This is a genomic window from Streptomyces pathocidini (genome assembly GCF_001418495.1).
Lineage (GTDB): Bacteria > Actinomycetota > Actinomycetes > Streptomycetales > Streptomycetaceae > Streptomyces > Streptomyces pathocidini.
This window is the reverse complement of record NZ_LIQY01000306.1, coordinates 1-12977: the sequence shown is the minus strand read 5'-3', so window position 1 is coordinate 12977 and position 12977 is coordinate 1. Positions and strand designations below refer to the sequence as shown.

At 69.4% G+C, this 12977-nt stretch carries 12 protein-coding genes and 1 pseudogene; 9 read left to right on the top strand and 4 right to left on the bottom strand.

Annotated features, from left to right (window positions below; translation table 11 throughout):
* Window positions 1-1867: pseudogene (locus tag AOK16_RS15715) on the top strand (hypothetical protein); the annotation flags it as partial.
* A gap of 155 nt (window positions 1868-2022) precedes the next feature.
* Here AOK16_RS15715 and AOK16_RS15710 read toward each other — a convergent pair.
* The 3 genes from AOK16_RS15710 to AOK16_RS15705 are packed head-to-tail and all read right to left on the bottom strand — an operon-like array spanning window position 2023 to window position 3147.
* Entirely contained in the window at window positions 2023-2364 is a 342-nt protein-coding gene (locus AOK16_RS15710; RefSeq protein WP_055472865.1) for a putative quinol monooxygenase, read from the bottom strand.
* A 46-nt stretch (window positions 2365-2410) separates the two neighbouring features.
* Window positions 2411-2659: a DUF2180 family protein gene (locus AOK16_RS25730; protein WP_079101429.1), complete on the bottom strand. Its 249-nt coding sequence runs from the start codon at window positions 2657-2659 to the stop codon at window positions 2411-2413.
* Entirely contained in the window at window positions 2659-3147 is a 489-nt protein-coding gene (locus AOK16_RS15705; RefSeq protein ID WP_240483588.1) for an RpiB/LacA/LacB family sugar-phosphate isomerase, read from the bottom strand. The genes AOK16_RS25730 and AOK16_RS15705 overlap by 1 nt, the downstream gene beginning before the upstream one ends.
* Window positions 3148-3267: 120 nt before the next feature.
* Here AOK16_RS15705 and AOK16_RS15700 point away from each other — a divergent pair, with 120 nt between their 5' ends.
* Window positions 3268-4158 (top strand): helix-turn-helix transcriptional regulator, encoded by an 891-nt coding sequence (locus AOK16_RS15700; protein WP_055472863.1) that lies wholly within the window; start codon window positions 3268-3270, stop codon window positions 4156-4158.
* Here the strand turns inward: AOK16_RS15700 and AOK16_RS15695 are convergent.
* Window positions 4103-4702, bottom strand: a complete 600-nt coding sequence (locus AOK16_RS15695) for a hypothetical protein (protein ID WP_079101428.1) — start codon at window positions 4700-4702, stop codon at window positions 4103-4105. The genes AOK16_RS15700 and AOK16_RS15695 overlap by 56 nt on opposite strands.
* 115 nt (window positions 4703-4817) lie before the next feature.
* Between AOK16_RS15695 and hemL the strand changes: the two genes are divergently transcribed.
* The 7 genes from hemL (at window position 4818) to ccsB (ending at window position 12920) form a co-directional block, all read left to right on the top strand.
* The gene (hemL, locus tag AOK16_RS15690) at window positions 4818-6146 is read left to right on the top strand and encodes a glutamate-1-semialdehyde 2,1-aminomutase (protein WP_055472861.1); all 1329 of its coding nucleotides are present in this window, start codon (window positions 4818-4820) and stop codon (window positions 6144-6146) included.
* Between the two features lie 23 nt (window positions 6147-6169).
* Window positions 6170-6967, top strand: a complete 798-nt coding sequence (locus AOK16_RS15685) for a histidine phosphatase family protein (protein WP_079101430.1) — start codon at window positions 6170-6172, stop codon at window positions 6965-6967.
* A 177-nt stretch (window positions 6968-7144) separates the two neighbouring features.
* The gene (locus tag AOK16_RS15680; protein WP_055472860.1) at window positions 7145-8398 is read left to right on the top strand and encodes a polysaccharide deacetylase family protein; all 1254 of its coding nucleotides are present in this window, start codon (window positions 7145-7147) and stop codon (window positions 8396-8398) included.
* A 175-nt stretch (window positions 8399-8573) separates the two neighbouring features.
* On the top strand, window positions 8574-9221 hold the full coding sequence (locus AOK16_RS15675; RefSeq protein WP_055472859.1) for a TlpA family protein disulfide reductase: 648 nt from the start codon (window positions 8574-8576) through the stop codon (window positions 9219-9221).
* 4 nt (window positions 9222-9225) lie between these two features.
* Entirely contained in the window at window positions 9226-9990 is a 765-nt protein-coding gene (locus AOK16_RS15670; RefSeq protein WP_055472858.1) for a cytochrome c biogenesis CcdA family protein, read from the top strand.
* 3 nt (window positions 9991-9993) lie between these two features.
* A complete protein-coding gene (gene resB / locus AOK16_RS15665) occupies window positions 9994-11823 on the top strand; it encodes a cytochrome c biogenesis protein ResB (protein ID WP_079101427.1) in 1830 nt (609 codons plus the stop codon).
* Window positions 11820-12920, top strand: a complete 1101-nt coding sequence (gene ccsB / locus AOK16_RS15660) for a c-type cytochrome biogenesis protein CcsB (protein ID WP_055472857.1) — start codon at window positions 11820-11822, stop codon at window positions 12918-12920. Before resB ends, ccsB begins: the two co-directional genes overlap by 4 nt.
* Window positions 12921-12977: the final 57 nt, after the last annotated feature.

Genomic DNA, 12977 nt, shown 5'->3' with positions numbered 1-12977 from the left:
CCGGGCGGGTGGGGAAGGCCTATTGAAGGTCGTGCCCTTCGCGGGTGTCGCGGCGAGCTCGGCGGCGTTGGCCGAGGACCTCAAGACAGGCGAGAACGGGGATGCGCTGTTCGACAGCGCTGCCGTGGGATTGCAGAGCGCTGAAATTGCGCAACCCGAGCTGATTCCTTTTATCGAGCCCGTACTGGTGGCCGACCAGCTAGCGCAACTGGTTTACGACGAAATTCGTGATCAGAAGTTGGCACACAAGGATCTGGTGAAGGACAGGGCGAAGCTGGAGCATGCGCCCGAAGACCTCTTGGCCGAGCGGAATTCCTTGTGGAAGATATCTCTGATCGATTCCCTCCGGGACCATGTGATCCCCAAGGTCGGGAAAGAAATCGATTCGGCGTACGATGCGGACATCGCGGCGGCCAAGAAATGGGCCGAGGCGAGCCAGGCGGCTGTGATAAAGGTGGCGGATGCGGCAGTTTTCGCCGCTAAGTCCGAAACGGAGAAGCGGCAGATCAAAGATGCGGCACTGAAGGCCCAGGGGGAAATCGACCAGCAGCTCGACCGTGTTCGCAAGAGTCGAGCTCAAACCTATCAGGACAACTCTCTCCGCATTGTGCAGCAGGTCGTGGCCAAGGCGACAGATGCCAAAGACAGCGACAGTGCCTTGAGCAGGTTCAACAAGAAATTCACCGATGAAGTCGCCCGTCCGTATGTGCAAAAGATCACGGACCAGATCTCCAGAGACGAATTTCAGGTGGCTACTGGGGCTTGGCGGTCCCCAAGGGTGAAAAGCTGGAATTCAGCAGAACTGAAGAGGCGGCAAGAAAACTGGAAAAACAACGAGGAGCGGGCGCTGACGAAACTTCGAGAAGAACTTCCTCGCCTTGAATGGACGCCGTTTACCGATCATGGAGGGGCGATACGAAGCACGGTCGCCAAAAACTCTCCCTCCGTGTCCAAATATGCGCCGCCCGCAGCGAGCCGGGTCAAGAGGGAAGCCGGAATCGAGTCGGACGACCCGAAATCGGCGAGCTCGCGCGGCCTTGAAGCACCGCCCCAGTCCCCTTTCGGGGATTCGCAGGCCCTGCCAGGTCAGGTGGACGGTGAGCAGGGAGACGCTGACCGGTCCGCATCCGGCGAGAGCCGCGAGGACACGGTGCGTCAGTCTGGCGCCGTCGCGGATTCCGTCAACGCGCTGGATCAGAAGCAGGATTCCGATCAGGAGCAGAGTGCTGCGCAGGCCGATACACCCGTGTACGACCAGCTGATGGCCGAGCGGAATCAGCGGAGCGCGGAAGCATCCGCGGCACCTGCGCAGAACACACCGGACGATTCCGCTACGGAGGAGCCCGCGGCATCGCAACAGGAGGCCCCGGAGCCGGAGGCAGCCTCCCAGGAGGCAGCGCCCCAGGAACAGGCCTCCCAGGAGCAAGCCCCCCAGGAGCAAGCGCCCCATGAGGTAACGCCCCAGGAACAGGCGCCTCAGGAGGTAGCACCCCAGGAAGGGGCGACACCCGAAGGCGCATCCTCTGAAGGGCAGAACCCGGAAACCGCCGCGCAGTCGGCCGCCGCGGCGCAGCCGACCACGGGCGAACCCCAACCCGACACCGATGCGCAGGCGGCTGACGGGACGGATTCGCAGACGACGGGCGACCAGACGGTGACCGATTCGTCCACACCGTCCGAGACCGCCGAGGCCACTGAGCCGGATTCACAGAACGCCGACTCTCCGGAGCCGGACGTTTCAGCCGAGTCGGCTGCTTCGGATGAGCCCGCCGCTTCGGATGAGCCCGCCGCTTCGGACGGTCCGGATGCTTCAGGAGAGCCCGCGCCCCAGGTCGAGTCGGCTGCTTCGGACGAGTCCGACATCTAGGCCCCCCGCCCCTTCGCTCGCGGCACAACGCCACGAGTCGCTCGCGGCACAACGTCACGAGCACGCGCGGCGGATGAGCGTCAACGCCAGGGCCCGTTCGTGGTGGCAACACCACGAACGGGCCCTCCGTCTACAGCTGTTCGGCCGCGACAGCCCTACGCGCCGCCGGGCTCACGCGGGGAGAGCTCGCCCATCCGCCCCCACCCGTCGCTGTCCGCGATCTCGGTGGAGACGATCTGCGGCGTCTCCGCGATCGCGTACGACATCGCGTCCATGGCCGCCCCGAAGTGCTCGGACTCCACGTGGGCCCGGCCCGCCTCGCTGTCGCGGAACGCCTCGACCAGGACGAACTGGTGCGGGTTGTCCACGCTGCGGGACCACTCGAAGAAGAGGTTGCCCGGCTCCTGGCGGGTGGCGCGGGTGAAGCCGTCGACGAGGTCGAGCCAGTCCTCGCTGTGCTCGGGGCGGACGGTGAATTTCACGGTAATGAAGATCATGGCTTGTTCAGGGGTCCTTCCTCGGAACCTTCGGCATCAGTCGGCATCAGGCGGTCCGGTGTGCGGCCGCCGGCGTACGGGCGCTCGGTGCGGCCGGCGCCGGATGTGCGGGCCGGCAGACGCGACAGGTCACCCGGCGGGCCGGGCGCGACGTGCTCTGCGTCAGGCCCGCCGGGCGGCGCACCGGGTGTTCCACGGCGACGGCATGCGCGGGGCACACCGCCGCGCCGCACTCCCGGCAGACTCCCACCGAACCGGCCTCCCGGCCGAGTTCGGCGCAGTCGTAGCACCACATCAGCCGGCCTTGCCCGCGTACTCGGTCTCGTATTCGACCATCGCGTCCATCAGGGGTGCCCACTCGGAGGTGGGGTCGTAGTGCAGATCCAGCCACTGGTCGACCAGCGTCTGGGCGTGGTGCAGGCTGACGCACATCTGGCCCAGGGTCATCACCTGGGCGTTGTTCAGCAGGACCGAGCCCTCGACCTGGTAGGCGTCGTTGACGGTGACCGCGCGGATGCCCGGGACCAGGCCCGCGCTGATGGCCATGCCGAGGCCGGTGCCGCAGATCAGCAGCGCCCGGTCGGCCTCGCCGTCGGCGACGATCTCGGCGGCGTCGACCGCGATGTGCGGGTAGCCGATGTCGGCGCCCCGGGCGACGCCCACGTCCTGGACGGACGCCACGCGGGGATCCTTCTCCAGGAACGCCTTGATGGCCTCCTTGTACTCCAGCCCCCGGAAGTCGCTTCCCACGACGATGCGCAGCTTTTCCTTCTTCGAATCCATGGAATTCATCGTGGGGCGGGCGCCTTCGTATTTCCAGCCCTCGCGGATTCCCTGTTCTTCCCCCGGTACGGGATTCCTGGGACTCGCAGTACCACCTTTCGGGGCAGGCATCATGGGTGCATGGATCGTCGTTCGGAGTTGCGTGAGTTCCTGCGTTCCCGGCGGGCCCGAGTGCGGCCGCAGGACATTGGGTTGAAGGAGTACGGGGCCCGGCGCAGGGTGCCGGGGCTGCGGCGCGAGGAACTGGCCCAACTCGCCGGGGTGAGCGTCGACTACTACGTACGCCTCGAGCAGGGGCGCGGCGGCAACGTCTCCGCGGAGGTCCTCGACGCGATCGCCCGGGCGCTGCGACTGGACCGGACCGAGCGGCAGCACCTCTACGCGCTGATGCACAGCGGCAGCGGAGGACGGAACGAGGACGCCCCTTCGGAGGAGCGGGTCAGGCCCGGACTCCAGCGCGTACTCGACACCCTGGAGAACGCCCCCGCGTACGTCGTGGGCCGCCGGTTGCAGATCCTCGCCTGGAACGACCTCGCCCGCATTCTCATCGCGGACTTTCCCCGACTGCCGGTCGAGCGCCGCAATCTGGCGCGGCTGACCTTTCTCGACGAAACGGCGCGTCGACGCTATGTCGACTGGGAGCGGAAGGCCGATGACACAGTCGGATTCCTCCGCGTGGACGCCGGACGCCATCCGGACGACGAGGAACTGATGGAACTCATCGACGAACTCGCCGAGAACAGTGAGGAATTCAGAACCCTCTGGGCCGACCACACCGTCCGCGACGAGAACTACGGCCACAAACCGCTCCACCACCCGCTGACCGGCCCGCTGGACCTCTCCTTCGAGACCTTCCGCATCCCCGACGCCCCGGACCAGGCCCTGACGCTCTACACGGCCGAACCCGGTTCCGCCGCGGACCGCTCTCTCCGGCTCCTCGCAGCGGAGACGGAGGTCACGGCCAGACCAGGCAGTACGGCTGATGTCCCGCCTCGTGGAGGCGGTGGCTGAAGTCCTGCCATTCGTGGAGGAGTTGGTAGACGTTGTACGCGTCCCGTGGCCCCCCGCGGTCCGGGACGGTCGACCAGATGAAGGCCGCGGCGCCCACCGACTCCTCGCCCACCCCGCGGAGCGGGTCCACCACCGTCATCGGCAGCTTCACCACCGCGTAGTCCGGGTGCAGGACGACGAGTTCGAGCGGTGGGACCTTGTGCAGCGGTATGCCCTCGATGCCGGTGAGGACCATCGCGGCCATCGTCTCCGGCTTGATCTTCGTGAACATCCCGCCCATGCCGAGCTCGTCCCCGCCCAGCTCCTCAGGGCGCATGGAGATCGGGACCCGGGCCGCGGTGGCGCCGTCGGGCGCGCCGAAGTACTTGTAGGTCACCCCCACTCGGCCACCCCTGCTCCCACCACTCCGCGCCTCGCGCTCCCGCTCACGTTCGCGCCGCCGGTGCCGACCCCGTCCCGGTCCTTCACCCTCGGCTTGAGGAACCCCAGCGCGCTCGGGGCCCAGGTCATCGGTCCCCTCGCCCAGTCCGCCACCGCGCTGCATATCTCCACCCGACCACTCGCGGACCCAGCCGCGCAACCCGATCATCGTCTCAAGACCTCCCCCGAGGACGGGTCGCGAAACGCCCGGCCGCGCGTCGCCCTGAGGCTCTGACACCATGGCATGCGTGACTTACTCGTACGATGCCCCAGTTTCGCAGACGATGTTCGACCGTGCGGCCGTCGTCACGCCAGGCGGCGTGAACTCTCCGGTGCGCGCCTTCCGCGCCGTGGGCGGTACGCCCCGGTTCATGGTGTCCGGTACCGGTCCTTACCTCACCGACGCCGACGGTCGCGAGTATGTCGACCTCGTGTGCTCCTGGGGCCCCATGATCCTCGGGCACGCGCACCCGGAGGTCACTGCCGCGGTGCAGGCGGCCGTGGCGCGCGGCACCTCCTTCGGCACGCCGGGGGAGGGCGAGGTCGCGCTCGCCGAGGAGATCGTCGCGCGGATCGCCCCCGTCGAGCAAGTGCGCCTGGTCTCCTCCGGGACCGAGGCGACCATGTCGGCGATCCGGCTCGCCCGCGGCTTCACGGGCCGTACCAAGGTGATCAAGTTCGCCGGCTGCTACCACGGGCACGTGGACGCGCTGCTGGCCGCCGCTGGCTCCGGCGTCGCGACCTTCGGGCTGCCGGACACCCCGGGCGTGACCGGCGCGCAGGCCGGCGACACGATCGTGCTGCCGTACAACGACCTGGACGCCGTACGCCGCGCCTTCGCCCGCCACCCCGGCGAGATCGCCTGTGTGATCACCGAGGCCTCGCCCGGCAACATGGGAGTGGTGCCGCCGCTGCCGGGGTTCAACGCCGGGCTGAAGTCGCTGTGCGCGGAGAGCGGCGCGCTCTTCATCTCCGACGAGGTCATGACCGGTTTCCGGGTCAGCCGCGCCGGCTGGTTCGGCCTCGACGGTGTCGAGCCCGACCTGATGACCTTCGGCAAGGTCATGGGTGGCGGCTTCCCGGCCGCGGCCTTCGGCGGCCGGGCCGACGTCATGGCCCACCTCGCGCCCGCCGGCCCCGTCTACCAGGCCGGCACCCTCTCCGGGAACCCGGTCGCCACCGCCGCCGGCCTCGCCCAGCTCCGCCTGCTGGACGACGCGGCGTACGAGAGGGTGGACGCGGTCTCCGCCGAGGTGCGGGGCCTGGTCACCGAGGCGCTGGCCAAGGAGGGCGTGGCGCACCGGCTCCAGTCGGCCGGGAACATGTTCTCGGTCTTCTTCACCGACGGGGAGGTGACGGACTACGACCAGGCCAAGGGCCAGCAGGCGTACCGTTTCACCGCCTTCTTCCACGCGATGCTCGCCCAGGGCGTCTACCTCCCGCCCTCCGCCTTCGAGTCCTGGTTCGTCTCGACGGCCCACGACAGCGCGGCGATCGAGCGCATCGCGGCCGCCCTGCCCGCCGCCGCGCGGGCCGCGGCGGAGGCGACCGCGGAGGCGGGCGCATGAGAGGCGGGCGCATGATGGGCGGCATGAGCAACGAGAGCCCCGCGCGCGACGAGACCCCCTCCGCCGGCACGGTCCCGGCCGCCGGCGCCGTGCCCGCCGGTGGCGCCGACCCGGCCCCCGGTCCCGAGCGAGACCGGACGGTGACCGTCGTCCACCTGGTCCGCCACGGCGAGGTGGAGAACCCCGACGGCGTCCTCTACGGGCGCCGGCCCGGCTACCACCTCTCGGAACTGGGGCGGCAGATGGCCGACCGGGTCGCCGAGCACCTCGCCGAGCGCGACATCCGCTACATCGTCTCCTCGCCGCTGGAGCGGGCCCAGGAGACGGCCACGCCGATCGCCAAGTCCCATGCGCTCGACATCGACACCGACGGGCGGCTCATCGAGGCCGCCAACGTCTTCGAGGGCAAGACCTTCGGCGTCGGCGACGGCGCGATGCGGCGGCCGGGCAACTGGCGCCACCTCACCAACCCCTTCCGCCCGTCCTGGGGCGAGCCCTACCTCGACCAGGTCGTCCGGATGATGGGCGCGCTGTCCGCGGCGCGGGACGCGGCGCGCGGCCACGAGGCGGTGGCCGTCAGCCATCAGCTGCCGATCTGGATCGTGCGCAGCTTTGCCGAGCGGCGGCGGCTGTGGCACGACCCGCGGCGGCGGCAGTGCTCGCTCGCCAGCCTGACCACCTTCACGTACGAGGGCGACCGGCTCGTCTCGGTCGGCTACAGCGAACCGGCGCGCGACCTCGTACCCGCGCACCTCCTCCCGGGCGCGCGGCGGCGGTTCGGGAAGGGCTCGGTCAAGGGCGCGAAGGGGTTCGGCGCGTAGGGCCGGTTGGTGGACCGGCGCGTACTCGTCCGAGGGTCTGTCGTGTGGCCCTTTGTATAACACTTGTTGAATCTGCCGGGTTTAGCCCGATTTTCGGAACCGCGACTCTCTCCGTCTCCTCTTAACTGCTGTCCGGTTGTATGAAAAACCGGGCGCAGTAGGTGAGATGAGGACAGCATGCGCGATATCGGCCGACGGGGATTTCTGGGGATCGGGCTTGCCACCGCGGCCGCCGCCGGGGTCGCTGCCTGCGGGACGACGACGGGGTCCGGCGGCGCGTCCGCCACCGCGGCGGGAGCCGCGGACCAGGCGGGCAAGGAGCCGCAGGGCGAAGACAGCCGGAGCGAGGAGAAGCTGATCGGCGACGGGTCGACCGCCGACACCGGCCCGCAGCCGAACCAGCCGAAGCCCGAGCGGCTCGAACCCGGCCAGACCCCACCGCAGTTCGTCATCTTCTCCTGGGACGGGGCGGCCGAGGTCGGCAACGGACTCTTCCCGCGCTTCCTCAAGCTCGCCAAGGACCACGGCGCGGCCATGACCTTCTTCCTCTCCGGGCTCTATCTGCTGCCCGAGTCGAAGAGGGACCTCTACCAGCCGCCCAACAACCGCGTCGGCGCCTCCGACATCGGCTACCTCACCGACGAGCACATCCGCATGACGTTGGAGAACGTGCGCCAGGCCTGGCTGGACGGGCACGAGATCGGCACCCACTTCAACGGGCACTTCTGTGCCGGCTCCGGCTCGGTGGAGAAGTGGACACCCGCGCAGTGGCGCTCCGAGATCGACCAGGCGATGTCCTTCGTCACCCGCTGGCGCACCAACACCGGCTTCAAGGACCTGCCCCCGCTGCCCTTCGACTACCGCAAGGAGCTCATCGGCAGCCGTACGCCCTGCCTGCTCGGGCAGGACAACCTGCTGCCGACGGCGCGGCAGCTGGGGTGGCGCTACGACGCCAGCTCGCCCGGCGGCTTCCAGATATGGCCCACCAAGAAGATGGGCATATGGGACCTTCCGCTCCAGCAAGTGCCCTTCCCCGGGCGGTCGTTCCAGGTCCTGTCGATGGACTACAACATGATGTACAACCAGTCGCAGAACGCGACCAAGAGCGATCCTGCCAAGTACCCGGCCTGGCAGGAGCAGGCCCGCGACGCGTACATCCAGGGCTTCCAGCGCGCGTACGAGACCAACCGCGCCCCCTTCTACGTCGGCAACCACTTCGAAACGTGGAACGGCGGCATCTACATGAACGCCGTCGAGGAAGCGATCAAGCACATAGCCGACGAGACCCACAGCGACGTGCGGCTCGTCTCCTTCCGGCAGTACGTGGACTGGCTGGACGCCCAGGACCCGAAGGTGCTCGCCAAGCTCCGCGGGCTCGGCGTCGGGCAGCAGCCGCCCGGCGGATGGCGGCAGTTCCTGTCAGCGGCGTGAGCGGGCCGAGGCGGCGTTCGCGGCGTGAGGCGGTTGTCGGCGGCGTCAGGCGGTGTCGGCGGTGTGAACCGGAGTGAGCCGGTAGGGACGGGCGTGCTCCCCCGCTGACAGGCGGATTCAGGCGGGGCAAGGGGGGTGCGGAAGATCCCCGGAGAGGCCATGCGAAACTTTTCACATGTCTGACTGGAGCGCCCTCCCCGGCCGCACGAACCGCCGTACGACACGCCGCCGCGCCGCCGTGCCCGTGCGCCGCGCCGTGCTGGCGACGGGGGCGGCCGCCGCGGCCCTGGCGCTCACCGCCTGCGGCTCGGGCGGCACCTCCGGCGGCTCCGCGGACACCAAGTTCGTCGCCGGCACCGGAGGCATCGACACCGCCGAGCGGGGCGACCGGCAGCCGCTCCCTGCGATCACCGGCACCACGATCGACGGCAAGAAGCTCGACCTGTCCGACTACCAGGGCAAGGTCCTCGTCCTCAACGTGTGGGGCTCCTGGTGCCCGCCGTGCCGCGCCGAGATGCCCCACCTGGTCAAGGTCGCCAAGGACACGAAGGCGGACGGCGTCGAGTTCGTCGGCATCAACACCCGCGACTCCAGCAAGCCCCCGGCGCAGAAGTTCGAGAAGGAATTCGCCGTTCCCTACCCGAGCCTCTACGACCCCATGGGCAAGCTGATGCTGCGCTTCCCGGCCGGCAGCCTCAACCCCAAGGCGATCCCCTCCACCGTGATCGTCGACCGCGAGGGCAGGATCGCCGCCCGCGCCCTGAAGGCGCTCGGCGAGGACGAGCTGCGCAAGACGCTCGAACCGCTGATCGCGGAGAAGTGATCACGTGCTCGCTCTCGCCGCCGCGACCGACCCCAACCGGACCGTCCTGACGGGCGCGCTCCTGCTGGCGGTGCCCGTCGCCCTCCTCGGCGGGCTCGTCTCCTTCTTCTCCCCGTGCGTGCTGCCGCTCGTACCGGGCTATCTCTCGTACGTCACGGGCGTCAGCGGCACCGACCTCGCCGAAGCCCGGCGCGGCCGGATGGCCGCCGGGGCCTCCCTGTTCATCCTCGGCTTCACCGCCGTCTTCGTCTCCTACGGGGCGCTGTTCGGGAACTTCGGACTGACGCTGGAGGAGCACAAGGAGACGATCTCCAAGGTCCTCGGCGCTCTCACGATCGTCATGGGCCTCGCTTTCATGGGGGTCATCGGCGGTTTCACCCAGCGGGAGTTCCGCTTCCACAAGCGGCCCGCGATGGGCCTCGCGGGCGCGCCCCTGCTGGGCGTGCTGTTCGGCATCGGCTGGACGCCCTGCATCGGGCCGACGCTCGCGGCCGTCAACGCCCTGGCGTTCAACGAGGCGAGCGCGGGGCGCGGAGCGCTGCTCACCATCGCGTACTGCCTGGGTCTCGGCGTCCCGTTCATCCTGACCGCGGTCGCCTTCCGGCGGGCCCTCGGCGCGTTCGACTGGGTCAAGCGGCACTACGTGTGGGTCATGCGGACCGGTGGTCTGATGCTGGTCGCGGTCGGGGCGCTGCTCGTCACGGGGGTCTGGGACCGCATCATCGGTGATCTGCAGGTCTGGTCGTCCACCTTCACCCCGGGAATCTGAACCATGGCCAACACGGACACGCGGGCCGATAATCCGGGCGAACCGGGCGCCGAGACCGTCGAGCGGGCGGGCGCCGAGGCGGACGAGCGCGAGCTGGGCGCTGCGGGCTCCCAACTCTCCACCTCCCCCGAGGAGTCCGCCGCCCGCCGCGACCGGGCGGAGGCGTCGGCCGAGCGCACGGGCGGCGTCCCGGCGCTCGGCGTCATCGGCTGGGCGCGCTGGTTCTGGCGCCAGCTGACCTCGATGCGGGTCGCGCTCATCCTGCTCTTCCTCCTCTCGCTCGGCGCCGTCCCCGGCTCGCTGATCCCCCAGACCGGCGTCGACCCGGTCAAGGTCGAGGAGTTCCGGACCCAGCACGAGACCCTCGCGCCGCTCTACGACAAGCTGGGCCTGTTCAACGTCTACAGCTCGGTGTGGTTCTCGGCGATCTACATCCTCCTGTTCGTCTCCCTCATCGGTTGCATCGTGCCCCGCACCTGGCAGTTCGTCGGCCAACTGCGCAGCCGCCCCCCGGCCGCCCCCCGCCGGCTGACCCGGCTGCCCGCGTACACGAGCTGGCGCACCGACGCCGAGCCCGAGCGGGTGCTCGCGGCGGGGCGCGAGCTGCTCGGCCGCCGCCGCTATCGGGCCCACACCACCGGCGACGCCGTAGCCGCCGAGAAGGGCTACCTCCGCGAGGCCGGCAACCTCCTCTTCCACCTCGCGCTCATTGTGCTGCTGGTGGCCTTCGCGGCCGGCCAGTTGTGGAAGTCCGAGGGCGGCAAGCTGATCGTCGAGGGCGACGGCTTCTCCAACACCCTCACCCAGTACGACGACTTCAAGTCGGGCAGCCTCTTCGACTCCGACAGCCTCGCCCCCTTCGGCTTCTCGCTGAAGGACTTCCAGGCCACCTACGAGCGGACCGGCCCGCAGAAGGGCACCCCCCGCACCTTCCGCGCCACCGTCTCCTACTGGGAAGGTGCCGACGGCAAGGAGCGGACCAAGGACATCGAGGTCAACAAGCCCCTCGAGGTCGCGGGCAGCAAGGTCTACCTCCTCGGCCACGGCTACGCGCCGGTGGTCACCGTCCGGGACGGGCAGGGCGACCTCGCCTACCAGGGCCCGGTCGCCTTCCTGCCGACCGGCGACATGGGCTTCACCTCCGTCGGTGTCATCAAGGTCCCCGACTACCGCGACAAGAACGGCAAGAAGGACCAGCTCGGATTCCAGGGCCGGTTCACCCCCACCTACGCCCTCGACGCGGTGCGTGGCCCGCACTCCTCCTTCCCTGCGCTCGACTACCCGGTCCTCTCCCTGAACGCCTTCCGCGGCAGCCTCGGCGTCGACTCCGGACTGCCGCAGAACGTGTACCAGCTCGACACACGGAAGATGAAGCAGTTCAAGGACAAGACCGGTGACCTCTTCCGCAAGGCCCTGCGCCCCGGCGAGACCATGACCCTCCCGGACGGTGCCGGCACCCTGTCCTTCGACGGGGTCAAGCCCTGGGCCAGCTTCCAGGTCTCCCACCAGCCCGGCAACGGCCTGGCCCTCGGCGGTGCGGTGGCGGCCCTCGCGGGCCTCGCCGGGTCGCTGTTCATCCAGCGCCGCCGAGTGTGGGTCCGGGCCGTCCGCGGCGCGGACGGGGTCACGGTCGTCGAGATGGCGGGGCTCGGGCGCAGCGAGTCCCCGAAGCTCCCGGAGGAGCTGGCCGACCTGGCCGCCGACCTCAACTCCCGGGCCCCGACCGCGACTCTGGCCACCAGCACCCCGGCTGCCGGTGCCCCGGTCGACGAAACCCCAGCCGACGAAATCCCAGCCGATCCTGTTGATCCCGCTGAAGGAGCGCGCGCGTGATCCTCGCTGCCGCAACCAACGAGAACCTGGCCAACGTCAGCAACGTGCTGATCTATTCGTCCATGGCGGTCTACACGCTCGCCTTCTTCGGGCATATCGCGGAATGGATCTTCGGCAGCCGGAGCAAGGTGGGCCGCACCGCCGCCGCGCTGACCGGGGCCGCGAAGAGCACGCCCGCCGCCTCCGGCCCCGCCGTGACGGTCCGGACCGCCGCCGGTGAGGGGGGTGGCACCGCCGTACTGGAGCGTCCCAAGGTCGTCACCCGGTCCTCGGCCGGAACCCGCGACGTACCCGACGGACCCGGCGCCCACGGCGGCGACGAACAGGGCGATCTGTACGGGCGGATCGCCGTCTCCCTCACCGTGCTCGCCTTCCTGCTGGAGGCGGCCGGTGTGGTGACCCGGGCGCTGTCGGTGCAGCGCGCGCCCTGGGGCAACATGTACGAGTTCTCCACCACCTTCTCCACCGTCGCCGTCGGTGCGTATCTCGCGTTCCTCCTCGCCAAGAAGAACGTCCGGTGGATCGGCCTCCCCCTCGTCACCACGGTCCTCCTCGATCTCGGCCTTGCCGTCACTGTCTTGTACACCGACAGCGACCAATTGGTTCCAGCCCTCCACTCGTACTGGCTGTGGATCCACGTCTCGACCGCGATCGTCTGCGGCGCGGTCTTCTACCTTGGCGCGGTGGCCACGCTGCTGTACCTGTTCCGCGACAGCTACGAGAACAAGCTCGCCGGCGGCGGCGAGCCCGGGGCGTTCGCCACATCGGTCCTGGAGCGGCTGCCCTCCGCGGCCTCGCTCGACAAGTTCGCCTACCGCATCAACGCGGCGTTCTTCCCGTTGTGGACGTTCACGATCATCGCGGGCGCGATCTGGGCCGGCGAAGCCTGGGGCCGCTACTGGGGCTGGGACCCCAAGGAGGTCTGGTCCTTCATCACCTGGGTCGCGTACGCCTGTTACCTGCACGCCCGCGCCACGGCGGGCTGGAAGGGACGCAAGGCCGCCTACCTGGCGCTCATCGCGTTCGCGTGCTTCCTGTTCAACTACTACGGCGTGAACATCTTCATCAACGGCAAGCACTCGTACGCCGGAGTCTGAGGCTCCGGCGTACGGGGACTCGGCGCACGAGGGCCTGTCGGGCGGGGACCTGTCGGG

Excerpts from the sequence above, each read along its gene's own strand:
- AOK16_RS15710 (WP_055472865.1), bottom strand. The coding sequence starts at position 2,364 with ATGATCTTCATTACCGTGAAATTCACCGTCCGCCCCGAGCACAGCGAG.
- hemL (WP_055472861.1), top strand. The coding sequence starts at position 4,818 with ATGGCATGCGTGACTTACTCGTACGATGCCCCAGTTTCGCAGACGATG.
- resB (WP_079101427.1), top strand. The coding sequence starts at position 9,994 with ATGGCCAACACGGACACGCGGGCCGATAATCCGGGCGAACCGGGCGCC.
- AOK16_RS15705 (WP_240483588.1), bottom strand. The coding sequence starts at position 3,147 with ATGGATTCGAAGAAGGAAAAGCTGCGCATCGTCGTGGGAAGCGACTTC.
- AOK16_RS15685 (WP_079101430.1), top strand. The coding sequence starts at position 6,170 with ATGAGCAACGAGAGCCCCGCGCGCGACGAGACCCCCTCCGCCGGCACG.
- AOK16_RS15695 (WP_079101428.1), bottom strand. The coding sequence starts at position 4,702 with ATGCAGCGCGGTGGCGGACTGGGCGAGGGGACCGATGACCTGGGCCCC.
- AOK16_RS15700 (WP_055472863.1), top strand. The coding sequence starts at position 3,268 with ATGGATCGTCGTTCGGAGTTGCGTGAGTTCCTGCGTTCCCGGCGGGCC.
- AOK16_RS25730 (WP_079101429.1), bottom strand. The coding sequence starts at position 2,659 with ATGTGGTGCTACGACTGCGCCGAACTCGGCCGGGAGGCCGGTTCGGTG.
- AOK16_RS15680 (WP_055472860.1), top strand. The coding sequence starts at position 7,145 with ATGCGCGATATCGGCCGACGGGGATTTCTGGGGATCGGGCTTGCCACC.
- AOK16_RS15675 (WP_055472859.1), top strand. The coding sequence starts at position 8,574 with ATGTCTGACTGGAGCGCCCTCCCCGGCCGCACGAACCGCCGTACGACA.